The organism is Phaeobacter sp. A36a-5a (assembly GCF_037911135.1).
In the GTDB taxonomy this organism is placed as follows: domain Bacteria; phylum Pseudomonadota; class Alphaproteobacteria; order Rhodobacterales; family Rhodobacteraceae; genus Phaeobacter; species Phaeobacter bryozoorum.
The window spans coordinates 271,105-294,404 of record NZ_JBBLYU010000003.1 but is presented as its reverse complement, the minus strand read 5'-3'; the positions used below and the strand labels follow the sequence as shown (position 1 = coordinate 294,404).

At 60.0% G+C, this 23,300-nt stretch carries 21 protein-coding genes; 8 read left to right on the top strand and 13 right to left on the bottom strand.

What is annotated here, in order from left to right:
- Positions 1–9 precede the first annotated feature (9 nt).
- From addA to regB, 7 genes are all read right to left on the bottom strand, one after another.
- Positions 10–3,378 carry a double-strand break repair helicase AddA gene (addA, locus tag WLQ66_RS14840; RefSeq protein ID WP_340547098.1) on the bottom strand — a complete coding sequence of 1,123 codons (3,369 nt, stop codon included), beginning with the start codon at positions 3,376–3,378 and terminating at the stop codon, positions 10–12.
- Positions 3,375–6,308: a double-strand break repair protein AddB gene (gene addB, locus WLQ66_RS14835; RefSeq protein WP_340547097.1), complete on the bottom strand. Its 2,934-nt coding sequence runs from the start codon at positions 6,306–6,308 to the stop codon at positions 3,375–3,377. The genes addA and addB overlap by 4 nt, the downstream gene beginning before the upstream one ends.
- Positions 6,298–6,972, bottom strand: coding sequence for a nucleotidyltransferase family protein (locus tag WLQ66_RS14830; protein ID WP_340547254.1), 675 nt, complete (start codon positions 6,970–6,972; stop codon positions 6,298–6,300). Before WLQ66_RS14830 ends, addB begins: the two co-directional genes overlap by 11 nt.
- 23 nt (positions 6,973–6,995) lie before the next feature.
- A complete protein-coding gene (locus WLQ66_RS14825; RefSeq protein WP_340547096.1) occupies positions 6,996–7,994 on the bottom strand; it encodes an aminoglycoside phosphotransferase family protein in 999 nt (332 codons plus the stop codon).
- Positions 7,991–8,467, bottom strand: a complete 477-nt coding sequence (gene tsaE, locus WLQ66_RS14820; protein WP_340547095.1) for a tRNA (adenosine(37)-N6)-threonylcarbamoyltransferase complex ATPase subunit type 1 TsaE — start codon at positions 8,465–8,467, stop codon at positions 7,991–7,993. The genes WLQ66_RS14825 and tsaE overlap by 4 nt, the downstream gene beginning before the upstream one ends.
- 99 nt (positions 8,468–8,566) lie before the next feature.
- Positions 8,567–10,117 carry a PAS-domain containing protein gene (locus tag WLQ66_RS14815; RefSeq protein ID WP_340547094.1) on the bottom strand — a complete coding sequence of 517 codons (1,551 nt, stop codon included), beginning with the start codon at positions 10,115–10,117 and terminating at the stop codon, positions 8,567–8,569.
- A 92-nt stretch (positions 10,118–10,209) separates the two neighbouring features.
- Complete coding sequence (gene regB / locus WLQ66_RS14810) at positions 10,210–11,607, bottom strand: sensor histidine kinase RegB (RefSeq protein WP_340547093.1); 1,398 nt, start codon at positions 11,605–11,607, stop codon at positions 10,210–10,212.
- Between the two features lie 380 nt (positions 11,608–11,987).
- Between regB and WLQ66_RS14805 the strand changes: the two genes are divergently transcribed.
- Positions 11,988–12,608 carry an SCO family protein gene (locus WLQ66_RS14805; protein ID WP_340547092.1) on the top strand — a complete coding sequence of 207 codons (621 nt, stop codon included), beginning with the start codon at positions 11,988–11,990 and terminating at the stop codon, positions 12,606–12,608.
- Positions 12,609–12,691: 83 nt separating this feature from the next.
- Positions 12,692–13,246: an ActR/PrrA/RegA family redox response regulator transcription factor gene (locus WLQ66_RS14800; RefSeq protein WP_014876423.1), complete on the top strand. Its 555-nt coding sequence runs from the start codon at positions 12,692–12,694 to the stop codon at positions 13,244–13,246.
- 41 nt (positions 13,247–13,287) lie between these two features.
- Here WLQ66_RS14800 and WLQ66_RS14795 read toward each other — a convergent pair whose 3' ends face one another.
- A complete protein-coding gene (locus WLQ66_RS14795; RefSeq protein WP_340547091.1) occupies positions 13,288–13,884 on the bottom strand; it encodes an HD domain-containing protein in 597 nt (198 codons plus the stop codon).
- A 273-nt stretch (positions 13,885–14,157) separates the two neighbouring features.
- Here WLQ66_RS14795 and WLQ66_RS14790 point away from each other — a divergent pair, with 273 nt between their 5' ends.
- From WLQ66_RS14790 to WLQ66_RS14775, 4 genes are all read left to right on the top strand, one after another.
- Positions 14,158–14,472, top strand: coding sequence for a hypothetical protein (locus WLQ66_RS14790; RefSeq protein ID WP_340547090.1), 315 nt, complete (start codon positions 14,158–14,160; stop codon positions 14,470–14,472).
- A gap of 144 nt (positions 14,473–14,616) precedes the next feature.
- Entirely contained in the window at positions 14,617–16,008 is a 1,392-nt protein-coding gene (gene ahcY, locus WLQ66_RS14785; protein WP_340547089.1) for an adenosylhomocysteinase, read from the top strand.
- Between the two features lie 252 nt (positions 16,009–16,260).
- Positions 16,261–16,920 (top strand): PRC-barrel domain-containing protein, encoded by a 660-nt coding sequence (locus WLQ66_RS14780; protein WP_340547088.1) that lies wholly within the window; start codon positions 16,261–16,263, stop codon positions 16,918–16,920.
- Between the two features lie 250 nt (positions 16,921–17,170).
- The gene (locus tag WLQ66_RS14775; RefSeq protein WP_340547087.1) at positions 17,171–17,512 is read left to right on the top strand and encodes a DUF2853 family protein; all 342 of its coding nucleotides are present in this window, start codon (positions 17,171–17,173) and stop codon (positions 17,510–17,512) included.
- Between the two features lie 369 nt (positions 17,513–17,881).
- Here WLQ66_RS14775 and WLQ66_RS14770 read toward each other — a convergent pair whose 3' ends face one another.
- The 5 genes from WLQ66_RS14770 to tsaD are packed head-to-tail and all read right to left on the bottom strand — an operon-like array spanning position 17,882 to position 21,074.
- Entirely contained in the window at positions 17,882–18,277 is a 396-nt protein-coding gene (locus WLQ66_RS14770) for a DUF1761 domain-containing protein (protein WP_340547086.1), read from the bottom strand.
- 44 nt (positions 18,278–18,321) lie between these two features.
- Positions 18,322–18,744, bottom strand: coding sequence for an EVE domain-containing protein (locus tag WLQ66_RS14765; protein ID WP_340547085.1), 423 nt, complete (start codon positions 18,742–18,744; stop codon positions 18,322–18,324).
- Positions 18,744–19,016, bottom strand: a complete 273-nt coding sequence (locus WLQ66_RS14760) for a YciI family protein (protein ID WP_340547084.1) — start codon at positions 19,014–19,016, stop codon at positions 18,744–18,746. The genes WLQ66_RS14765 and WLQ66_RS14760 overlap by 1 nt, the downstream gene beginning before the upstream one ends.
- A gap of 1 nt (position 19,017) precedes the next feature.
- Entirely contained in the window at positions 19,018–19,980 is a 963-nt protein-coding gene (locus tag WLQ66_RS14755) for an NAD(P)H-dependent glycerol-3-phosphate dehydrogenase (RefSeq protein ID WP_340547083.1), read from the bottom strand.
- Positions 19,977–21,074, bottom strand: coding sequence for a tRNA (adenosine(37)-N6)-threonylcarbamoyltransferase complex transferase subunit TsaD (tsaD, locus tag WLQ66_RS14750; protein ID WP_340547082.1), 1,098 nt, complete (start codon positions 21,072–21,074; stop codon positions 19,977–19,979). The genes WLQ66_RS14755 and tsaD overlap by 4 nt, the downstream gene beginning before the upstream one ends.
- 155 nt (positions 21,075–21,229) lie before the next feature.
- Here tsaD and WLQ66_RS14745 point away from each other — a divergent pair, with 155 nt between their 5' ends.
- A complete protein-coding gene (locus WLQ66_RS14745; protein ID WP_340547081.1) occupies positions 21,230–21,883 on the top strand; it encodes a uroporphyrinogen-III synthase in 654 nt (217 codons plus the stop codon).
- A 53-nt stretch (positions 21,884–21,936) separates the two neighbouring features.
- The gene (locus WLQ66_RS14740) at positions 21,937–23,292 is read left to right on the top strand and encodes a COG4223 family protein (RefSeq protein WP_340547080.1); all 1,356 of its coding nucleotides are present in this window, start codon (positions 21,937–21,939) and stop codon (positions 23,290–23,292) included.
- Positions 23,293–23,300: the final 8 nt, after the last annotated feature.

The following is a 23,300-nucleotide window of genomic DNA, read 5'->3' as shown; positions in this document are numbered from 1 at the left end:
AACGGATCGTCAAGGTATCTCGCGGCGCTTAAGGGCGGATGACACAATATCGTGTGGCAAGGCCATCAGCGACGCAGTGCGGGTCCAGAGCAAAGCCGTCTCGATCTGCCGATCCGGATAGAGCGTGGCCAGAGCACGGGCGTAGGCCCCCATCTGCCGCAACAGCCCCTCCGGGCAGGTCTCAGGACGGCTCGGCACAGTGGCATTCGATTTGAAATCAATTGCCAGCACACGTTTTGGGGTGACAATCAGCCGATCAATCACGCCGTGGATCCTGCGACCATCCAGATCCGCTGATACGGCGACCTCTGCCAGGGTATCCGGGGCAAAGATCTCCTGCAATTCCGGTGTGGTCAGGACCCGCGTCGCCTCAGCCAATAGTTCAGCGGTGTCTTCGTGACCTGCCAGCAGCGTCTCAGCCAGTTGCGGCCACATCTCCTTGCCGGTGCCGGGCAGATGTTCCAGCAATCTGTGGAGTCGGCTGCCGCGCGCCTTGGCCGCTTCTTCATCCTGTCCCAGATCGCCCGGTAAGGCCTTCGCTCCGCCGAGATCCGATGGGCTTAGCGTTGGCACGGGCGGCGTGTAGGGAGGGGGTGCATGTCGGAACACATCCGGCAGCTGCGGCTGGAGAGGGACGACCGGCGCTGCAGAATGAAACGGCAGCCCGTCCCAATCGCCGTGTTGCAGGCGCAGCCCCTCACCATAGCTGGTCTGATAAGGGCTGGCACCTGCCTCTCTCAACGCGCGCTCAACCATCTGGTACCAGCTGTCACCGTCTTTGGACAGCTCGCCGGCAGCGGCGACGATCAGCCATTTTTCGGCCCGTGTCAGCGCCACATAGAGCAGTCGCAGCCGTTCGTTTCTGGCCTTGTCCTGCGCCGCTTCACGGGCGCCGTGCATCACTTGCGGCATCAGGGCGCTGGGCAGTTTCCACATCGGCCCGGCCTCGGCGCGCATGATTTCATCGTCGCGTGGCGGCTTGCGTTTGGCTGTGTCGGGCAGGATCACGATCGGCGCTTCCAGCCCCTTGGATCCATGCACTGACATCACCCGGATCATATTGCCCGCCGCCCCCATCTGGCGTTTGATTTCCAGATCATCGGCCTGCATCCAAACCAGAAACCCGGTGAGGCTCGGGATATCGGTGCGCTCGTAGGCGAGCGCCTGGCTGAGCAGGGCGTTGATGCCATCCTCCGCCTCGGGCCCCAATCGGCCGAGTAGGCGCTGGCGACCACCGTGGCGCGTCAGGATACGTTCGATCAGGTCATAAGGGCGCAGAAAATCGGTCTGGCCGCGCAGGTCGTCCAAAATTGCCATCGTGTCTGGATATTCCGCCGCCCGGTCGCGCAGAGCGGTCCAGAGGTAGCTGCCGCCCTCACGACGGTGAGCCAGATCGAACAAGGCCTGTTCGTTCCAACCAAACAAAGGTGATTTGAGGGCGGCGGCCAGTGACAGCGAATCCTCTGGCGTGGCGAGAAATGACAGCAAAGCGGCCAGATCCTTTACCGCCAGCTCGGCCCCGATTTTCAGTCGGTCCGCACCGGCAATAGGCAGTTCAGCCTTTTTGCAGGCACGGATGATCTCCGAAAATAATTCGGACCGGCGCTGCACTAGAATGAGAAAGTCACCTGCCTGTACAGGGCGGCGCTGAAAGCTGCCGCGCTCAGGGCCATCCTCGGGTAGCGTGACCTTGTTGTCGATCATCTCCTTGATGGTATTGGCGATCTGCTCGGCCAGAATGACCGTGTGGTGGCGGGCGCCGGGGCGATCTACCGGATCGGTCCAGTCACGCTCTTCTTCTGTGTCGATCTTGTCGACGACGGGCCAGAGGTCGACCCGTCCTGGCAGTTCTGATTTGAACGCGCGGTGCAGCGCGTCACGGTGAAAACCTGCGCCAGGGCTGTCCTTGAACACCAGATCGACCAGCCCCAGGATCGCTGCGGAGGAGCGAAAGGAGAACTCCAGCGCTGCATTCTGCAATGCGCTGCCTGTTTCCGCTAGCCGGTCGGCAAACTCAGCCTGCATTCGGTCAAAGGCGTCAGGATCGGCCCCCTGGAATGAGTAGATTGATTGTTTCTTGTCACCGACAACAAAAATGGTTCGCTCGACGTCGGATCGTGCGCCCTCGCCGGCGGTGAACTCTTGGGCCAGTTTTTCGATGACATCCCATTGCACCGGGCTGGTGTCCTGAGCCTCATCGACGAGGATGTGGTCAATCCCGCCGTCCAATCGGTAAAGAACCCAGGCCGCAACAGCCGGATCATTCAACAGCTGCCGGGCCTTCAGGATCAGATCGTCAAAATCCAGCCAGCCGCGCAGCTGTTTGCGGCGATCATATTCAGGCAGGAATACCGCAGCAAAATCGTGCAAAACCAGCGATTTATCGACCGCAGCCAAGGCAAGACGCTGGGCGCGTGCGGCCTCGACACGTCGCATCAGCGGTTCCAGCTGGTCCATCAGCGCAACGTTGTTTTCGCGCAGCTTCTTAGTGGGAAAGGCGTCGATCTTGGCACTGAAGGGTGCTTTGGCTGCCGCCCCCGTCAGAAAAACTGACTCAAGAATCGGCAGGTCCGCACAGGTTGGCTCCGTTATCTTGCGCAGCTTGGCTGCTGCCTTAATATCCGTGCTGCTGCCTTGCTCCAGCATGGTGCAGGTTTGCGCCAGACGATCCCCTTCACCCCCGAGAAACACGCCATCTTCCAACGCACCAGTGTCAAATCCTTCAGGCAGATCAAACAGCGTCAAAAGCCCCGCTCGATCGAGCGGGGCATCAAAATCAGACCGGCGTTGGCATATGGCAGCGGTCAGAGTCTCGAAATCGCTGTCTGTCACTTGCCGGGCCAGCTTACCAATCAGATCAGCCTCAAACCGATCGGCGCTTTCTGCGATCGCCTCCACAACCTCGGCCCGCAGCAGTACTGCCGCGCGGTCATCCATCTCTGAAAACTGCGGACTGACGCCTGCCTCCAGCGGAAAACGCCGCAGCAATGAGGCGCAGAAGGAGTGGATTGTCTGGATCTTCAGTCCACCGGGTGTCTCGATTGCGCGCGCGAACAGGGTGCGGGCCTGCGCCATTCCCTCCGCAGAGATTACATCCTGCGCACCCAGCTCCGTAAGCGCCGTGGTCAACGCCTCATCGCCGAGCATGGCCCATTCACCAAGCCGCTTGAACAGCCGGTTCTGCATCTCGCTGGCGGCGGCTTTGGTATAGGTCAGACAGAGGATATGCTGGGGTTGAACGCCGCGCAGCAACAGGCGCGCCACCCGGTCGGTCAGCACCTTGGTCTTGCCTGATCCGGCGTTTGCAGCCAGCCAGGTTGAGGCGTCCGGGCGGGCGGCCCGGAACTGCGCTTCGGAGGCGGCATCGCGGGCGGTCATGTCAGAATCTCCGGTTCCGGCGTTGCGCTTCGGTCCCATTCGCCATAGCGCGCCAGATGGTCATAATCGCCGGTCTGAGTGTCCTGAAACACCATGCGACGGCTGCTATATCCTTGATCAGGCTTAAAATATGCACCGATCAACTTGCTCAGTTCCTCCCAAACTTTGCCGGGAGGTTCGTCCAGAAGCGGGGCTGCGACCTCTTTCAGAGGGCTTTTGAGACCAAGGAATATGGCGCGCTCCACCCTGCCCTCACCATAGCGATCAAAGGCGCCGCGTTCCGCCATCGCAGCTTCAATCAGCAGCTGTTTCTCGAACGCTTTCTGTTGGTTCTCGGATGGTGGATCGCCGGTCTTATAGTCAAAAAGATGCAGGCCTCCACGTTCATCCACATCAATCCGATCTGCTGTGCCAGCAATTTCAAAATCAAACGGTGCCACCCGTACCGCACCAGAGACCTCGAACCCGGAGGGGCGTGCGTTGGCCTGCCGCTGGCGCTCACCATTAATGAAATCGTCAGCGATACGTTCCAGCCGGGCCAGCCAGAGGCTGCGCGCGATGGCCCAGGGCACCTTGGCTTCCAGATGAGAGGCGGCGATTGCGAGAAAATTTGGCACCGTCAACTGGCTTGGGTCGGCAACAGTGGCCTTGATGAAATCTTCCAGGATCTTGTGCAGAACGATGCCGCGCAGCAGGGCGTCGGGTTCCTGTACCAATGGATCGAGTGGGCGCAGCTTCAGCACATGCTTGGCATATATCGCGTATGGATCGCGGATCAGCCGAGGGATTTCAGTGATGGTCAGGCGCCGCGGGCGGGCAGCAACGGGTGGGCGCGGTGCTGGACGTTTTGCGGGATCCATCGGTACCGGTGCCTCAAGCGCGTCGGCCCAGCCGAGCCATTCCTTCCCGCGTGCCCGCATCTCCGCCAGTGCCGCCGGGCCGCCCTGCCCCGGCAGCCCGGACAACAGATTGGTCATACGGTTGAGCCAGCGCGACGGCACCGTATCCGCCTCATCCGACCGTTCGGAGCGGGTCATCCAGACCTGAGGGGCGGCGACCGCCTGTTGAAAATCATGGGCTGACAGTCCGATACGCCGCTCAGGAAGCAGCAGGCCCGCCTGATGGCGAAGCTGGCGGTTGAGCCAGGGATCGGGGGTGGCTGCCTCTGGCCAGCTGCCTTCATTGAGGCCACCGAGGATCACCAGATCGGCGCCCTGCACCCGTGCCTCCAGCGTGCCCCAGATCAGGATGGAGCCATAGGGTGCATCCCGGTCGCGGACCTCACCTTGCGACAGCAGCGCCCGCAGGAGATCGGCAAAGTCCCGAGCTGTCATTTCGCCGCCATATCCAGCCTCGGCGCGCAGGTTGTCCATGATTTCCAGCGCCTTGCGGCCGGCTTTCTTGTTCCACAGGCCACCGCTTGAAGCGTCCTGACTGCCCAGACTTATCGCCTCTGCCAGCTGCCGCAGGGTATCGACCCACCGGGACAGTGGCTGCGTTCCGCTGATGGGTTTGTCGGCAAAGCACCGGGACAGCCAACCGGTCCATCCCGACATCAGGTCGCGCCCGACTTCAAATGCGGCAAAGCTGTCGGCATCCGGGAAGGGAGGTCCGTAGCGGCGCAAGCGCAGTTCCAACTCGCGGGTGTGGCGCAGGTGATCGCCGCGCCCTGCCCCATCGTGGCAGAGAGGATGCTTCAGCAGGGTCAGCAGCGCATCGCAGGTAAGCGGTTTACAGAACAGCTCGGCAATATGGCGCAGAAAACGGCCCGGCGGCGACAGTTGCAAGGGCTGACCGGCGGAATCATCCGGCAGAATATCCCAGCGATCCAGCGCTGCGGCCACCTGTCTGGTCAACATACGATCCGGTGTGATGAGGGCGGCGGTCTGACCATCCTCGGCGGCTTGGCGCAGGCGCAGCGCGATGGCCAGTGCCTCCGCACGCGGGTTGGGCGCTTCGACCAGGGTAATCTCGGCGGTGGCACGGTCGATGTCGCGCAGTTCCGGTCCTTCGCGCATCCAGGCATCGGTGACCGGCGCTGGGCGCAACGCCAAGGATACCAATCTGTTACGGGCAACGGAGGCTGGTGATGTTGCGACCCATGGGAGAACATCATCCGCAGTCATGTCCAGATCGCGCATGATCTTGAAGAACCGATATTGCGGATGATCCTCGGACATCAGCGGGTCATCAAGATGCTCCCAGACATGCCGGGGCTGCTGGTCATCAAATCCTGGCAGGATCACGGCGCCCTGCGGCAGCCGCGCAATGGCCTCCATCAGCATCAGTGTGGTGCCGCGCGATCCGGTGGAACCTGCGAGGATGACAGGGTGTTCGGGCGGCTGCTCCTGCCAGTCTTCGATCAGATCCAGCACAACCTGCCGCTGGCGGGCCTGCGCGTCCATCGCGTTTGCATGGGTTTCTGCGAATTCATCTGCGATAGCGATGAACTGCTGCGCACGCGCCCAATGGCCCGACATATCGGAGACATCGAGTGATCGAATGGTGTCAGGGCTGACCCCTTCGCCCTGCATTTCGTCGAACAGTGCTGCCAGACTGTCGGAGAGATCGTAAAGCGAGGATCGCGCAGCCAGATCCGGCTGGGCATCCAGCAATTTGGCGATGAGCTGCGACAGCTCAAGTCGCCGCCGCAGCGGCGGCAATGCTGGCGGCAGACCACGCAGCGTCGCGCGCATATCAAGATCCGTGAGCAGAGAAATCTTGGGCAGCAACAGCGCTGGCCCTTGGTCAAACAGATCCCGCACCCGGCGCGCCATACGGGAGGTGTTGACGATCAGCTCCACCTTCGCCAGCGCTTCCGGTGGTGCGGCTCGGCTGCGTGTGATTAGCCCCTCAACAAGGGCGCGCGGGAAATCGACGCCGCAGGGAACGGCAAAGAGGCGTGGCGTGTCTTGCGGCTCAAATCTCATCTTGGGCTATCAGTTCCTCGGCCAGGGGGATCCCCTCGGGGGTGCCGACATCGCACCAATGACCGGGATATTCCAGCGCAAACAGGCGGTCCTCCTGTGCCATCAGATCCCAAAGTGTGTTCAGTGAGAAGACGGTTTCTTCGATCTCTGCCAATCGGTTGGTGCGCAGAAGTTGTACGCCGCCATAGACCAGATCGCCGCCCCGCTGCAGGCGCCCGTCACCATCGGTATGAAAGTCGCCACCACCGCTGCGCCCTATGGTACGAGCAATGGGAATACAGGCCAGCAGCGCGTCCATGCGTTCCGGATCCCAGGCAGCTCTTAGCAGGCGCAACGGGTTTGGCCGGCGCCAGACCACATCGGGATTCACGGTATAGACCGGCCCGTCTGGTGCGCCGAGCAGCGGCAAGGCCTGTCGCAGTCCACCCCCGGTATCAAGGATTTGTGGCTGTTCGGGGCTGATCACCACTTCACTGTCGGCAAGGTGGCGGGCCAGAATGTCGCCCTTATAGTGGCTGTTGGCCACTATCACAGTCGGTGCAACCTCTCGTGCCATGTCCAGAGCGCGATCGATCAAAGGACGGCCAGCGACCGGGATCATCGGTTTTGGCTGATCTGCGGTCAGATGGCGCATCCGGGTGCCAAAGCCCGCGGCGAAGATCATGACGGGATATCTGGGGTCTGCCATCAGCCGCGCAACCGGTCGAGGACCTCAGGGGTGGGCACCGGCATTTCACGATGCAGGAACTCCGCAAGCGGTGCCATTGCCGGGTGGTCGAGGCCCCGATGAAAATGATCCCACACACGCGGGATCAGATCGACGTATTGCGGTTTGCCATAATCCCTGCCCAAACGCGCAAAAACACCCAGAATGCGCATATTTCGCTGCACACCCAGCACGGTATACGCCGCGCGAAAGCTGCCTTCGTCGACACCGGTCGCGGTGACGTAGCGATCCATCATCTGCATCTCGATGGCGGCAGGCACATCCCTGCGGGCGTCCTGTAACAGAGACACGAGATCATAGGCCCGATGACCCGCACGGGCGGCCTGGAAATCCAGCAATCCGACTTTTGCGACGCCGGTGCGCTCGGGCAGCCAGATCAGGTTTTCCGCGTGATAGTCCCGCTGAACCAAAACAACGTCACCTTTGATCGTGCGGCGCAGGATATCCTCGAACTGGTTGGTGAAGCGGGCAAGATGCTCAGCCGACGTCTCCTCACGGATCACATCCCGGTATTTTTCAAACGCGAGGCCGGATAGTTCTGCCATCAGTCTGGGTCCCAGCGGCTCCAGCTCTGGCATCGGGGCGTCATGCAGGGCAATCAGAACATCAGTAGCGGCCTCATATAGCGCGCGTTCCTGTGCCGGATCATCGCGCATCACACGCGCAAAGATCGCATCGCCCAGATCTTCGATGATCAGGAACCCGTTTGTGCGGTCTTCGGCCAGAATCTCTGGTGCGCTCAGTCCCTGGTCGCGCAGGTAGGTCGCAATCTCCACAAATGGAGCAACATCCTCGTCCTGATCAGGCGGGGCATCCATCAGCACAACAGAGGTGCCATCGTGATGGCGCAGCCGTTCATAGCGCCGGTTGGACGCGTCGCCGGCCAGCGGCTCGCGCGTCCAGTCTTGCCAGGGGGTATCACTCAGAAAGGTTGAGATGAGATGGTTTCGGTCGGTCATGTGGAAATCTGCTTCATCAGGGTGTCCCAGCGCGGATCGCTCCATCGCAGGGTGGCGGTGCGGGCATCGTCATGGTCTGGGTCCAGCGCCAACGAAACATGCAGCGCGTCGCTTGGCGTGAGTTCCTCTAGGCGGTCCGGCCATTCAATCAGGCAAATAGCTGTTTCAAAAGCCGCAATCAGACCCAGCTCTTCGATTTCATCGAGGGCTGACAGACGGTAGAGATCGGCATGCCACAGCTCTCCGCCGGGCAGCTCATAGGTCTGAACCAGAGTGAATGTGGGCGAGGGGACATCCTCGGGCACGGTCATCTGAGATTGGATCAGGCTGCGGGCAAAATGGGTTTTACCGGCGCCGATGACGCCTTCCAGCAGCAGGCAATCGCCACCCTGCAGCTGGGCACCAATACGGGCGGCAAGCACGGCGGTGTGGTCGGGTGAGGGGAGAGGGATTACGAGCGTCTGGGTTGTCATGGGGCGACAATGCCGCCACGCGCGCAAGGCTGCAAGCCGGATCGAAAAAGCCCGGTATCGAACCGGGCTTTCCTGCTGATCGAAGGGCTGCCTACAGCGCTATTTTTCCTGCTTGGTAATCGCAAACCGCTGTTGGTCCACCGGCGCCGGCGCCGGGTCGGGGGAGCGGAAGCTGACCATGGTTGCCCCGTTCTGGATGGCGGTCACCTTGCAGATCAGCGGGGTGCCGTTGCGCAGCTGCACGTTTGCCCACCAGGGGGTGCGGCTGTCGCTACCTGCAACGAAATCGCGAACTTCTCCCCAGGCCGGTGTTGCGGCGCACATGTCCTGCCATACCCGACTGGAGTCCATGATGGTGATTTTGGCAAAGCTGCCGTCGGGATCCATCTGCCACAGATCGTGATAGGCGGCGTTGGAGAAGGTCATGGTACCGTCATTTGCAAAAACGGCGATGGCTTCGTCCATCTGATCCATGATCGACTGACCCATTTCAAGCTCGGAACGGAACTGGCGGGTCAGGGTGATCTCGGCGGTGATATCCTCAAACAGGAAGGCAATCGCGCCATCCGGATGCGGGCGGCCAGAGACGGAGTAGACTGACCCCGATGGCAGCGACCATGTTTCCTGATAGCGGCCCTCGGCCGCAGCTTCCAGAAGGTCGGCCATCTGATGGCGCCAGCTGGAGTAATTCTTGGGTTCCGGCATCATGCGTTGATCGCGCAGCCGGTCAAAGAAGGTCAGCAGGTTCGGCCGCGAGCTGAGGAAATTGGCGGGCAGGGCGGTCAGGTCGATCAGCACCGGATTGAACAGTACCAGCTGACGATTCCGGTCAAAAATCGCAAGACCGATAGAAAGCTGGGCAAATGTCTTTGCCAATGTCTGGACGAAGTTGCGCTGAGCGATTTCGGCGTCAACAACCGCATTCACATCCACCGCGTGGCACAACCAGCCGGCTTCGGTTTCGGTGGTCGAGATATTGTACCAGAGCTTCTTCTTGCTCTCGGGCATGGGGATCGAAATCCGTTCAGGTTTGCCGCTGGCCATCGGGTCATCAAGATTGGTGAACAGCGGTTCCGAGAAATCGACGTTGCGGCCACGGAGCTTCTGGCTGAGATCGTCATAGGCAAGATTGGACCAGGTAACCGCACCGTCATCTGATTGCAGCCAGACAGGATAGGGCGCCTGATGCACCGCTGAACGCAGGGTCGTAAGCTCTTGGTCGATGCTGTGATTATGCTCCTCGGATGTCGTGCTGCGAAGCTGTACCCGGGTGACACCATCAATCCATTCGCAGAGCGCCTCGCGGCTTTCGGCATTTGCAGTGCCCGAGAGCACCAGCGGTCCGACATCCTTCAGAAAGCCGGGAGACTGCGGCAGGCCCGGGTAGCTGCGGGCCAATTGCTCTCGCAGGTTGGCCCAGCTGAAGCTCTCCGCCTGTTCGCCCACGAACCGGCGCGCGCCGGAGGACCAGCCGATCAGCGTCGTGTCATCAAAGAGAAACACCGCATCAGAGCGCCCATCGCCCTGCAGCAGATCCTGCTCAAAGCCCTTGGGTTTGGGGTTCGGAGACAGCCACCATACAGCTGCTGCGGCCGTAGCCGCACAAAGCGTTGCCAATACAAGCCAGTCGGTCGATAGGATCTGCTGCATGATGTCCGTTACCCACAAGTGTTTTACTCTCCCGACCGATGTTTCCCGATAATGGTTAAATGAAGTTTAATTGGTTGCCTAAAAGTGAATAGTTAAATTTCTATACGTTTATTTTCCCCGATGGGAACGGCATTTTCGCCCGTCAGAGCGTCAATCTTGCTTCGGGGCCAGCTGACCTGCACCAATGCGCCACAACGTTCCGGATCACGGGTCAAGGTCTGATTGGGATCGGATCCATTTGCGAAAATCAGCTGAGCGCCGCTGCGTTCCAGCAATGTCTTGGCGATGAACAGTCCGAGACCCATGCCCTCATACTCGGGACGCTGGCGCCGGTCGCTGTCGCTACGACGCCGCCGCACGAAGGGGTCGCCGATCCGGCCCAGCAGATGTGACGGGTAGCCCCGACCATCGTCGCTGATGCGCAGGGTAATCGTCTCATCGTTCCAGCTGGCATCGATCCAGACTGTTGTTCGGGCAAAATCCACCGCGTTCTGCACGAGATTGCGCAGGCCGTGAATGATTTCCGGCTGGCGCAGGATGGTCGGATGCTGGGGATCGCCATCGCTTTCCGGGGCTTCCTCGAAGATCACGGTTTTGCCCCGGTACATATGCGGTTCTGCCGCCTCGTTTATCACGGTGGAAAGCGGGGCCTGGCGCAGATGCAGATCATCCTTGCCGGCGCGCCCCATGCCTCTGAGAATATCGCGACACCGGTCCGCCTGTTCACGGATCAGGGCGGCATCTTCGCGCAGGTCGGGCCGGTCATCCAATTCGTCGATCAACTCTGCGCTGGCCAGTTTGATCGTGGCCAGCGGTGTGCCCAACTCATGGGCCGCAGCGGCCACAACGCCGCCCAGATCGGTAAGCTTCTGTTCGCGCGACAGGGCCATCTGGGTCGCGGCCAGCGCATCCGACATAGAGCGGATCTCTGCACTAATCCGGTAGGAATAGGCGCCAATGAACAAGACCGCGATCACGATGGCAGTCCAGTTGCCAAAGACAAAGATATCCGGCACCCGTAGCACAAACCCCTGCGGCGTGCGCAGCGGCAGATGAAATTCCGCAAGCAGTGTTACCAGGATGATCGCGGTGGCACCGATAATCAGGGTCGAGCGCAGCCGCATCATCGAGGCGGAAATCGTCACCGGCCCCAGCACCAGTAGCGCGAAGGGGTTGTTCAATCCACCGGTCAGATAGAGCAGGAAGTTCAGCTGCAGGAGGTCAAAGAGAACCATCAGGAAGTTCTCGAATTCCGAGAGGCGTTTGTTCTGCGGGAACAGAATGATCGCAATGAGGTTGCCCAGAACCGAAACACCAATCGCGATATAGCAAAGCACGAGCTCCAGCTGCAGATTATAGAGCTGCTGTGCCACGGTGATGGCAGAGACCTGACCAGCTATCGCCACCCAGCGCAGCAGGATCAACGTGCGCAGGCGAATCCAGTGGCTCCGTTCCTGCCCGCTCAGCAGGTCAATATTTGTCGCGCTCATACCGCACTCCGTGCCGAGGGGATGGGGCCATTTTGTTTGGCTCCGGTCGGGATCTGGCTGACATATGGCCTGCTCTGGAACAAGACGAAACCAGACTGTCGCAGTATCCTCGCATTCCTGGCGCAGACAGACAATTGATCTGCTTTGGCGATGGCCTCCTTATACGGTGACTGTCGCCGGGATCGCCCGCGGCTGCGCTGATTTGTCCGTCTGGTCATTGGGGTAAGGCCTGCGATAGGTCGACCCTCGTGCAGGATCGCTGGACCACTTCTGGCCGATGCGCGGCGGCTGCTTCGCTCCGCCCGTTGCATCGCCTGAGATTCTTGGTAGGTCTGGCGCAGCCTGATGACCCATCTAATTCTTGCGCAAAGTGTGATCTCATGACCCGTCTCTATGCCATCCTTGCTGCCGTTGTTGTTGCTGCCCTGGTAGGGGGAGCCTGGTTTGCCACACGCGGAGGCGGCGCGGGTGATGACTTCGCCGAATGCCGCGCCAGTCAGATCGCAGGAGGGTCCGATACAATCGGCGGACCGTTTGAGCTGCTGAACGCCAAGGGTGAGACGGTGACGGATAAGGATGTGATCACCAAGCCGTCGCTGGTCTATTTCGGCTATACGTTTTGCCCTGATGTCTGCCCTCTGGATGTTGCCCGCAATGCCGAGGTCATCGATCTGCTGGATGAGCGTGGACAGGACGTGACACCGGTGTTCATCTCCATCGACCCGGATCGCGACACACCTGAGGTGGTGGGTGATTTTGCCGCCAATCTGCATGAACGGATGATTGGTCTGACGGGATCACACGAACAGGTTAAGGCCGCCAGCCGCGCCTACAAGACCTACTACAAGAAACATGACGGCGACGAAGACTACTATCTTGTTGATCACTCGACCTTTTCCTATCTGGTTTTGCCCGAGCAGGGATTTGTGGAGTTCTTTCGCCGTGACGAGACACCGGAACAGGTTGCTGACAAGGTCGGCTGCTTTCTGGAAAACCTGTAATCCTGATGAAGGTTTGACGTTTCGGAGGCGAGACGTAATATCAAGCCTCACGACCTGATAACATTGCGGGGGAGACCGACAGCATGGGCGAAGCTGCTATGCAGGAAATAGGACCGGACAAGACGCTCTTGCTGGTCGATGATGACGAGCCCTTTCTGCGGCGCTTGGCCAAGGCCATGGAAAAACGTGGCTTTGAGGTGGAGACAGCAGGATCTGTCGCAGCAGGCAGCGCCATAGCCACAGCCCGCCCTCCAGCCTTTGCGGTGGTCGATCTGCGGCTAGAGGACGGCAACGGGCTTGATGTGGTGGAGATCCTGCGAGAGCGCCGCCCCGACAGCCGAGTGGTTGTTCTGACTGGATATGGTGCCATTGCGACAGCCGTTGCAGCGGTGAAGATTGGTGCGACGGATTACCTGTCAAAACCTGCTGATGCGTCGGACATCATGAACGCGCTGCTCGCCAATGAAGAAGAGCTGCCGCCGCCGCCGGAAAATCCAATGAGTGCGGATCGTGTGCGGTGGGAGCATATTCAGCGGGTCTATGAACTATGCGACCGGAATGTATCGGAAACCGCGCGACGGCTGAACATGCACCGGCGCACGCTGCAGCGAATTCTCGCCAAACGCAGCCCCAAGTGAAGCGAAAGCCTCTCCAGATCGGGAGAGGCTTTTTCTTGGGATCAGAGCAGTGCCAAAAGATCGGCGTGCCGGGTGATGTAATCTTTGCGGACCTCGACTGGTGGTCGCAGGCGGATGGAAAGCCCTTCCATAAGCGCTTGATCCGGCTTTCCAAACAGGCGGTCGGCTTCGCTGCGGGAAAATCCGGCGATCTCGATTGCTTCCATCCAGGCGCTGATCCGATCTGCTTTCTTGATCTGGGCCTTGACCGTTTTAGGTAATACGGCAGGCAGACCAAAGCGGATATGAATCGCCGTCGTCAACCGCTGGTCCAATTCGCCGTAACTTGGGCCAACGGCATTCTTTACCGGCGAAATCATGTCTCCGATGACATATTCCGGCGCGTCGTGCAGCAGGGCCGCCAGCTTCCATCGCACCGGCGCCTTCGTGTTCAGGCGACCGTAGATCGTCTCCACCAGAAGCGAATGCTCTGCCACGGAATAGGCAAAATCACCAATGGTCTGGCCATTCCAGCGCGCCACAAAGGCCAGCCCATGGGCAATATCCTCGATTTCGACATCGACCGGAGTCGGATCAAGCAGGTCAAGGCGGCGACCGGAGAGCATCCTTTGCCAGGCGCGCGGAGGTTTGGGGGGCATGGTCAGTCTCTTCCTTTGGCGGTGGGTTCTGACTAGCCGGTGAGTGCGTGCAGCGCAATTGCCGGCACGGCGCCTAAGGCAGGCCGCCAACGGTGTTCTCGAGCCTATGTGGTGGCAGGATCACCTGCTGAGCACACATGGACACCACGAACAGTTGACCGGCCGGGATTTGATACCGGCCGGTTCTGGCCCCATATTTATAGGTACGACAGGGGCTCTTGCCCCCTTGGCAAGCCTCTTTCGTCGCTTTGGCACATGCGAAAGGAGATTGTCATGTTTAAACGTCTTGCCTGCACCTCGCTTATCTTTGGGATGCTTGCGACTGCGCCGCCGGTGCTTGCCGCTGGCTGCAGTCCCCGCGATCACCTGGTGGATCGTTTGCAATCCTCATACGCCGAGCGGTTGACTGCTGGCGGGCTGCAAGCCAGCCAGCCCGTTTCCACCGTGATCGAATTCTGGGCTTCAGCAACAACCGGCACTTTCACCGTGCTGGTTTCCCATCCCAACGGGTTGAGCTGTGTGGTGGCCTCCGGCACCGGGTTTTTCCAATTGACGGAAGACCCCAGGCCGCAAGGCACCCCCAGCTGACCTGTCCCCCCGGACCGTTGGGAAGGTCGGGGCGCACGACCTCCGGTCGCTGCGCCCCGGCGCTTTCGGGCATCTTCGTTGCTTATAAACCATTGCGGTGTTACCTGCTGCGGTAGACAAAATGTAACCGGAATGGAGCACGCAATGGCCGGGGATTATATCGTCAAGGACATCGCGCTGGCCGAGTTTGGCCGCAAGGAACTCGACATCGCTGAGACCGAAATGCCGGGGCTGATGGCCCTGCGTGACGAATATGGCGACAGCAAGCCGCTGAAAGGGGCCCGGATTGTCGGGTCGCTTCACATGACCATCCAGACTGCGGTTCTGATCGAAACGCTGGTGGCGCTGGGCGCGGATGTGCGCTGGGCCTCCTGCAACATCTTCTCGACCCAGGACCACGCTGCGGCCGCAATCGCGGCAGGCGGCACGCCTGTCTTTGCGATCAAGGGCCAGACCCTTGTAGAACATTGGGATTATCTGGATCGCTCGTTCCAGTTCCCTGAAGGCGCAAACCTCATTCTGGATGATGGTGGCGATGCAACGCTTTACGTGCTGCTTGGCGCGCGCGTAGAGGCTGGCGAAACCAATCTGATCGAAGTTCCGACCTCCGAAGAGGAAGAAGCGATCTTCAACCAGATCAAAAAGCGTATGGCCGAAAGCCCGGGCTGGTTCACCAAAACCCGTGAGGCGATCAAAGGCGTTTCCGAGGAAACCACCACCGGCGTTCACCGTCTTTATGAGCTGGTGAAAGAAGGGCAGCTGCCCTTCCCGGCGATCAACGTGAACGATTCGGTCACCAAGTCGAAGTTCGACAACAAATACGGCTGCAAGGAATCGCTGGTCGATGGTATCCGTCGCGCCACCGATACGATGATGGCAGGCAAGGTCGCCGTAGTTTGCGGTTACGGCGATGTGGGCAAGGGCTCAGCTGCCTCCCTGCGCGGCGCCGGTGCCCGGGTCAAGGTCACCGAAGTGGACCCGATCTGCGCCCTGCAGGCCGCGATGGACGGTTTCGAAGTGGTCCTGCTGGAAGATGTAGTGGACAGCGCCGACATCTTCATCACCACCACCGGCAACAAGGATGTCATCCGCATCGAGCATATGCGCGAGATGAAGGATATGGCGATTGTTGGCAATATTGGCCACTTCGACAACGAGATCCAGGTCGCCAACCTCAAAAACCACAAGTGGACCAACATCAAGGAACAGGTCGACATGATCGAGATGCCCTCGGGCAACCGTCTGATCCTGCTCTCCGAAGGCCGCCTCTTGAACCTTGGCAACGCGACGGGTCACCCGTCTTTCGTGATGTCGGCCTCCTTCACCAACCAGGTGCTGGCGCAGATCGAGCTGTGGACCCGTGGTGAGGCCTACAAGAACGATGTCTACATCCTGCCCAAGCACCTGGACGAAAAAGTTGCTCGTCTGCACCTGGACCGGATCGGTGTGAAACTGTCGAAACTGGCCCCCGAACAAGCGGCCTATATCGGCGTCAAACCCGAGGGCCCGTTCAAGCCTGAGCACTATCGCTACTGATCCTATCTTCCTTCTGATTTTCGGAATGAAGTAAGCGTACAGAACACCCCGCCATCGGTGGGGTGTTTTCTTTTATGTGACTGATTTTTATTTGCCTTTTAATAGGACTGACCTAGCACGCACCGCGCGCGACAACGTTGTTTCGCGCTCAAAAGTTCCAATAATTTAATGTCGAGATTCCGGAAAAATCCGGGAACGTATTCGAGCGGCATGACGTTTGATTTCCGTACTTCAAACGAAGGAGAAAACGACATGACCGAACTGAAAACCAAAACCCGTATTCTTGCTGGTGTGACTGCTGCTGCCCTGATGGCTGGTGCTGGTATTGCGCAGGCTGGCACCTCGGTGCCGCGTGGCGAAAGCAAGGCCGACACCCAGATCGAAACTGTTGGTGGCCAGGAAACAACCGGCAGCGTGTCGCTCGACACCACCGAAGGCACCACCGTTCCGCGTGGTGAATACAAGGTAGATAGCGGCGTTGAGACCGTGAACGGCCAAACTCCGGCGGATGGCGATGAAAACGTCAATGTAAGCTCTGACGCTTCCACCACCATCCCGCGCGGCGAATATGATGCTTCGGATGCCGCTGGTGAACCTCTGCCGCCACTGGATGAGATGACCGTCGCTGATCTGGTCGGCAAAAACGTCTTCTCCGCGACCGGCGAGAATGTCGGTGAGATCGGCTATGTGATCGAACAGGACGGTAAGATCGCAGGTGTGATCGGCGTCGGCGGTTTCCTTGGCCTGAATGAATACACCGTTGCCGTGCCGTTGTCCGACATGGATTTCACCCGCAACGGTCAGCTGAAGCTGAGCACACGTACCGAGGCGGCTCTGCGCTCGATGCCGGAGATCGACGAAAACATGATCAAGCCGCTGCAGGATGATCGTCTCATCGGTGACCGCGTATAACGCGACTCTGCCACATTGAATCGGCACCTGATTGAGGTGTTGTGAGATGGCTTTGGCGCCCCTCATCCGAGGGGCGCCATTTCTGTCGTGTTCGGCGATTGTTCGTCGTTTCGCACAGAAATGAGAGTTTACCGCCGAAATTCCCGGTTGCCCTGTTCCGTTCTGCGACTAAGCTGCTGGAATAAGAACTGATCAGGCGCAGTGCCTGGCGATACCAGTAGTTCCGCTGAGTAACATGGGAGAGAGAGTTTTGGGAAAACGCGACGATCTGATCGAGCAATATGCAAGTGATCTGAAAACCAAATGTGGCATGGATCCGGATATGGACCTGCTCACCAAGGTCACCATCGGCTGTGGTCCGGCCATCTATGACGCCGACGCATCCACCGTAGCCTCCAGCCAGCCGGCAGAGCTGGAGACCGTCAAAAATAACTTCCTGATCAAGAAATTGGGCCTGTCCGATGGGCCCGAGCTGATGTCTGCAATCGATAGCGTGATCGAGACCTACGGGAAGTCTGAGCGGAACAAATACCGCGCAGTCGTCTACTATATGCTGACCAAGCACTTCGGAAAAGAATCCGTCTACGGCTGATCAGATTGCCTGAAGACCGCTGAGGATCGCCCGTCGGAAGCCCCCGGCGGGCGCTTTTCGTATATCATGATGTACGGTGGGGCGGCTTCTTCTAAGTCGTTCTGTCATTGGTTCGTGGAGGCACCGGGATTAACCGACATCACGGCGACACGGAACATGCCCCGGTTGTACATGTATTGCATTTTACCTGTATTGCCTTTGCGGAATCACCGCTGGTCGGCCTATCTTCTAGATACCGGTCAGGATGGCCAGGATCACAGATTTACGAACACGTGTGGTGGAATTGGAGCACGTGGGGTGAAAGGGAAGATCCTGTCATATGATCGGATCTTCCCTTTTTTGTGCATAGCGTTTCGCCAGCGAAGGGCGTCAGAACAACGTCAGCACGACACCAATCGCACCGCAGGCCAGCGTAGCGTAGCCGCCATCAATCATTGACAGGCGCAGCGGTCTGACAGCGTAGAGGTTATTGATCATGATCCATGGGGTGATGAAAAACAGCCCTACGCCCAGCCCGCCGACGAGGCCACCGCCCACGGTATCAATCCCCGACAGGGCAAAGACATGGCGCATCATGCCCGCAACAATGAGCTGAAGCACAAAGGTAGCAACAAAAACCGCCGGTGTTTGCCCACCTGTCGGTTTGCCGTTTTCATCGCGAGGCACCTTTGCCGCCTGCATCCAAGGCTCAGCCAGCACGCCATACCAGACCGCGCCCAGAACAAAGCCGGCAATCGCGGCTGCGATAACATTCAGTATTTCCATTGCACTCTCCCTGATACCAGCGCCAGCCTGAGAATTCTGTCAGATCAACCGGGATCTGTCTCCCCCAACGCGCAGATATGGGCCCATTCTTCAGCGGTGACAGGTTGTACCGAGAGGCGGGAGTTCTTGACCAGAACCATGTTTTCAAGCCGCGGATCGGCTTTTATCTGATCAAGTGTCACCGGTTTAGAGAAGCTGCGCACCGCTTTGATATTGACGCATTCCCAGCGCGGGTCATCCGTGGTGCTGTCTGGGTGGGCCTCGGCACAGATTTCGACGATCCCGACCACAGATTTCTCCTTCATCGAGTGATAAAAGAACCCGAGGTCGCCGATTTCCATGTCGCGCATGAAGTTGCGCGCCTGGTAGTTGCGGACGCCGTCCCACTCCTCACCCGCGTCACCTTTGGCTAGCTGATCAGCCCAGCCCCAGGTGGAGGGTTCGGATTTGAACAGCCAATAGGCCATCAGCCGACGACCTTTTTCCAGGTGATCAGCTCAACCGCTTCAAACAGTCCGGCCTTTGCATAGGGGTCGCTATCCGCCCAAGCCTGGCCCGCAGCCATGTCCTCGACATCAAGGATGATCAGCGAGCCGACCATGCCGCCGTCTTGATCCAGTAGCGGTCCCGCCTGCGCAACAACGCCGGTCTCCTCGATATAGGCCAGATGCGCGGCACGGTTGTCCATCCGGGTCTGCAAATGATCAGGTTTATCGCGCGCGATCAGGGCAATCAGCATGTCATTCCTCTTTTAGTGGTCTTGAAAGCAGTTGAGCGGTGGCATCGGCAATCGTCAAGCGCTGATCGAGCAGGGCGACGACGATAGCGGTGATAGGCATGTCCAGTTGCCGCGCCGTGGCCGCGGCATGGACCGCGCGTGCCGTGGCGGCGCCTTCGACTGTGATATTTGGATCGAAAGCCTCGCCGCGGCCGATGGCAAGCCCTAGGCGGTAGTTTCGCGACAGATCAGAGCTGCATGTGAGCGTCAGATCGCCAAAACCGGAGAGACCGGCCAGTGTCTCGGGGCGGGCCCCTGTGGCCAGCGCCATACGCTGCATCTCGGCATATCCCCGGGTCATCAGCGCGGCGCGGGCGCTATCGCCCAGACCGGCACCAATCACGGCGCCGCAGGCAATTGCGATAACATTTTTCAGCGCACCGCCAATCTCTGCGCCAATCGTATCTGTGGTGCGATAGAGCCGTAGGGTCTTGGTGGTCAGCTGTTGTTGTAATTCCCTGCCGGTCTCTGCGTTGCCACAGGCCAGCGTAAGGGCCGTTGGCAGGCCCCGTGCGATGTCAGCGGCGAAACTGGGGCCGGTCAGCAGCGCCGTTCGGGCCTCGGGCAGGCAGTCACGGATCACCGCCAATGGACCAAGCCCGGTTTTGAGCTCCATCCCTTTGCAGCAGGCCACAAGCCTGCGGTCGCGCAGTAAAGCGGCGTGAGCGGTTATGAACCCGCGCAGCGTCTGCATTGGCACCGCAAGCAGCACCGTTTCGGCCTGTGCGGCGCGTTCCAGATCGTTTGTCACCGTCAGCTTGTCCGGCAGCGCAGCATCTGGCAGGCGCCGACTGTTGCGGCGGGTTTCCTGCATCTGCAGCGCCTGGTCGGCGTCGCGCGCCCAGAGGGTGACCGGCCCGTTGGCTGCCAGCGATATCGCCAGAGCAGTGCCAAAGGCACCGGATCCGAGCACGGAAACACTCATGCCTTTGCTCCTTTCTTGCCGCTGCCCAACATGGCAGGGCTGCTTTGGTCCAGTGGCCAGCGTGGTCGCGCAGCAAGGTCCATGCCGTCGCGCTCGCCATTGCGAAACCGTTCCAGTCCGGCATAGGCAATCATCGCGGCATTGTCGGTACAAAGTGCCAGCGGCGGGGCAACGAACCGGGCGTCGAACTCGGCACAAACTGTCTCTAACGCGGCTCGAATGGAGGTATTGGCCGCGACACCTCCGGCAACGGCAACCGTGCGCGTGTTGGGGCTCTCCTCTAGGTAGAGCCGGATCGCCCGGCGCGTCTTCTCGGCCAGAACATCGGTGACAGCTGCCTGAAATCCGGCGCAGAGATCGGCCCGGTCCTGACGTGTCAGACCGCCTTTTTCGGCCATAACCTGATCGCGCATCCGCATCAGCGCTGTCTTGAGGCCGGAGAAGGACAGGTTACAATCTGGACGATCTAGCAAAGGGCGGGGGAAGCGGAAACGACGAGGATCACCGGTCTCCGCCTCAGCCTGTACGGATGGGCCACCCGGTTGCGGCAGACCCAGAAGGCGGGCGGTTTTATCGAAAGCCTCACCCGGAGCGTCGTCAATGGTGCCGCCAAGCCGTCTGAAATCGGCAGGCCCACGAACGATCAGGTACTGACAATGGCCGCCGGACACCAGAAGCATCAGATAGGGGTAAGGGACCGCATCGGTCAGCCGTGGAGTCAGCGCATGACCGGCAAGATGGTTCACGCCAATCAGGGGCAGCCCACTCGCGGCGGCCAACCCCTTTGCGCACATGACCCCCGAGATGACGCCGCCAATCAGCCCGGGACCTGCGGTGACCGCGATAGCATCCATATCCGACAATCTCAGGTCGGCGGCAGCCAGCGCATCACGAACGCAATGATCAAGTTTTTCAGCATGAGCGCGGGCCGCGATCTCCGGCACGACGCCTCCAAAGGCACTGTGAAGCTCGGTCTGGCCGAAAACGATGGAAGACAACACCTCCGCCGGGCCGTGTCCCGGATGGCGCACTACCGCTGCCGCCGTATCATCGCAGCTGCTTTCCAATCCCAGCAGGGTGAGGTCTCGTGTCATGGCGTTACCGTTGCATCATATCCCCGCTGGGGCTACCACCTATGGCAGTGGCGAACAATCCCGAGGGGCGTGTGATGGTCGGCCTATTGATGACACGCCCCCGCGCGGCGGCGGAACGGTTCGTTGCGGATCTTCCGGCATCCACCCGCTCGACGATGCAGGTGATCTACGCACCATTGCTTGATGCGCGGCCCGTTGATGTGCAACTGACTTCGCCCGTAACCGATCTCTATACTAGGGATGTGGTTTTTTCTTCCGCCAATGCAGTCCGGTTTGCCCCTAAGCCTCAGTCAGGTCAGCGGGCCTATTGTATCGGAGACCGCACGACCGACGTCGCCAGAGCAAAAGGGTGGCAGGCGAAATGCTGCGGGCAGGATGCCGATCAGCTGGTCCGGACGGTGACAGAGTTATCACCTGAAACCCCACTCGTTCATCTTCGCGGTGTCCACAGTCGCGGTGATATCGCAAAGCGGCTTTGTCAGGCGGGTATCAACTGCCAGGAACATGTGATCTACGATCAGGTTCTGCTGCGCTACGGCGATCAGGCCCGTGCGGCGCTGGATGCGCAAGCCTCGCTGATCGTGCCGCTTTTTTCGCCGCGCACTGCGGTGCAATTCGTCAAATTGGCACCATATCGCGCAGAGCTCCATCTGATCGCCTTCAGCAAAGCAGTGGCCGAGCCTTTGAACGTATTGAAATGCAAAGACTTACAGATATGTAACTCTCCAACGGCGAAGGATATGTGCGCATTGGTGCGTGATGCCGCAGCTGGTCTGGCGCGGGTTGAGGGTGGATCATCGGCACAGTAAGTTTATTGCCGAGTTGATGTTATGAGATTTTTAGAATCGAGGGGGATGTCGGCGTGGCTGACAAGAAAACATCCGATGAGATGCGGGCCGAGAGGGGCCAGACGTCTGTCTCCAAGCTGGACATCGACGAAACCGCAGCTGGCGACGATCCGTCCGAGCTGGTCGAAGCGACGCAAGCTGAGGACTCCAAATCCGAGGTGGATTCAGAGGCCGAAGACGTGCAGCCAAGCGAGCCGGTAAATGCTGAAACCGGCGCTGTCTCTGATGATCAGCGCGATCAACTTGACCCGCAGCAGGCAGAAACTGCCGAACTGGCCGAAGCCTCGACTGTGGAGACCGCCGCTACGGAGCGCAGTGCAGATGATCTGCCCCCCTTCACCCCACCGGCGCCCGAGGTTGAGCGTATCGTAGAGAGACGCGGCGGTTTTGGCGCAGCGGTTCTGGGAGGGGTCGTGGCGGCTGGGCTTGGGTTTGTGGCCGGGCAGTCGAATGTGCTGGACGGCTTCCTGCCCCCGTCGTGGCGCAGCGCCCCTTCGGTTGATGCCACGGCTCTGGAGGAGCTTCAGGAGCGCCTGAACACAAGGATTTCCGAGCTGGAAGACCGGATTGCCGCCACCGCTGACGATCTGAATCTAGCACCGCTGGCGGAACAGCTGGATACGCTGAAGCAGGAGGTGGCCGCGCTGCAATCCGGAGCGACCGCCGCAGGTGATACCGGTCTCGCGGACGCGCTGGATAGTCTGGCGATCCGCGTTGATGCGCTGGAAAGCCGTCCGATCACGGACGCGGCTAGCCCAGAGGCTGTTGCTGCCTTTGAGGCGGAACTGAACAAGCTTCAGGACAGCTTGGCTGCACAGCGGGCCGAGGTCGAAAAAATGGTCGATGAGGCGCGTGCAATGGATGCAGCCAGCGCCGAGGCCGCCCGAATCGCCAGTGCGCAAACAATTGTCGCGCGGCTGCGCTCGGCGCTTGATGCGGGGACAAGCTTCAGCGGTCTGCTGGATGAGCTGCGGGCGGTTGGTGTGACGCCGCCAGAGGCGCTGGCAGGCTCTGCAGAGGCTGGCGTCAGTACCCGCTCCAGCCTGCGCGATGGGTTTGCCCCGGCTGCACGTGAGGCGCTGGCTGCGGCACGTCAGGAAGCCAAGGGAACCGGTGGTATCGCCGCCTATATGCGGCGTCAGCTCGGGGCACGTTCGGTCGCACCGCGCGAAGGGGATGATCCTGATGCCGTTCTGTCCCGTGCCGAGGCGGCCGTCCAGAATGGCAATCTGCAGGACGCACTGATGGAACTTGAGGCCCTGCCCGAAACCGCGCTTGCGCCGCTCGCTGATTGGCAGGCTGCTGCACGCGCGCGCCTCTCGGCGGTTGCTGCCGTGAATGAACTGGCCCAAAGCCTGAACGCCAAATAAGGAAGCTG

What these genes read in the sequence shown, in the direction of transcription:
- WLQ66_RS14770 (WP_340547086.1), bottom strand. Translation starts at nt 18,277, where the DNA reads ATGGAAATACTGAATGTTATCGCAGCCGCGATTGCCGGCTTTGTTCTG.
- WLQ66_RS14800 (WP_014876423.1), top strand. Translation starts at nt 12,692, where the DNA reads ATGGGCGAAGCTGCTATGCAGGAAATAGGACCGGACAAGACGCTCTTG.
- WLQ66_RS14825 (WP_340547096.1), bottom strand. Translation starts at nt 7,994, where the DNA reads ATGACCGACCGAAACCATCTCATCTCAACCTTTCTGAGTGATACCCCC.
- addB (WP_340547097.1), bottom strand. Translation starts at nt 6,308, where the DNA reads ATGAGATTTGAGCCGCAAGACACGCCACGCCTCTTTGCCGTTCCCTGC.
- WLQ66_RS14745 (WP_340547081.1), top strand. Translation starts at nt 21,230, where the DNA reads ATGCAGGTGATCTACGCACCATTGCTTGATGCGCGGCCCGTTGATGTG.
- regB (WP_340547093.1), bottom strand. Translation starts at nt 11,607, where the DNA reads ATGAGCGCGACAAATATTGACCTGCTGAGCGGGCAGGAACGGAGCCAC.
- WLQ66_RS14805 (WP_340547092.1), top strand. Translation starts at nt 11,988, where the DNA reads ATGACCCGTCTCTATGCCATCCTTGCTGCCGTTGTTGTTGCTGCCCTG.
- WLQ66_RS14790 (WP_340547090.1), top strand. Translation starts at nt 14,158, where the DNA reads ATGTTTAAACGTCTTGCCTGCACCTCGCTTATCTTTGGGATGCTTGCG.
- WLQ66_RS14795 (WP_340547091.1), bottom strand. Translation starts at nt 13,884, where the DNA reads ATGCCCCCCAAACCTCCGCGCGCCTGGCAAAGGATGCTCTCCGGTCGC.
- WLQ66_RS14780 (WP_340547088.1), top strand. Translation starts at nt 16,261, where the DNA reads ATGACCGAACTGAAAACCAAAACCCGTATTCTTGCTGGTGTGACTGCT.
- WLQ66_RS14755 (WP_340547083.1), bottom strand. Translation starts at nt 19,980, where the DNA reads ATGAGTGTTTCCGTGCTCGGATCCGGTGCCTTTGGCACTGCTCTGGCG.
- WLQ66_RS14815 (WP_340547094.1), bottom strand. Translation starts at nt 10,117, where the DNA reads ATGCAGCAGATCCTATCGACCGACTGGCTTGTATTGGCAACGCTTTGT.
- tsaE (WP_340547095.1), bottom strand. Translation starts at nt 8,467, where the DNA reads ATGACAACCCAGACGCTCGTAATCCCTCTCCCCTCACCCGACCACACC.
- WLQ66_RS14765 (WP_340547085.1), bottom strand. Translation starts at nt 18,744, where the DNA reads ATGGCCTATTGGCTGTTCAAATCCGAACCCTCCACCTGGGGCTGGGCT.
- ahcY (WP_340547089.1), top strand. Translation starts at nt 14,617, where the DNA reads ATGGCCGGGGATTATATCGTCAAGGACATCGCGCTGGCCGAGTTTGGC.
- addA (WP_340547098.1), bottom strand. Translation starts at nt 3,378, where the DNA reads ATGACCGCCCGCGATGCCGCCTCCGAAGCGCAGTTCCGGGCCGCCCGC.
- WLQ66_RS14830 (WP_340547254.1), bottom strand. Translation starts at nt 6,972, where the DNA reads ATGATCTTCGCCGCGGGCTTTGGCACCCGGATGCGCCATCTGACCGCA.
- WLQ66_RS14760 (WP_340547084.1), bottom strand. Translation starts at nt 19,016, where the DNA reads ATGCTGATTGCCCTGATCGCGCGCGATAAACCTGATCATTTGCAGACC.
- tsaD (WP_340547082.1), bottom strand. Translation starts at nt 21,074, where the DNA reads ATGACACGAGACCTCACCCTGCTGGGATTGGAAAGCAGCTGCGATGAT.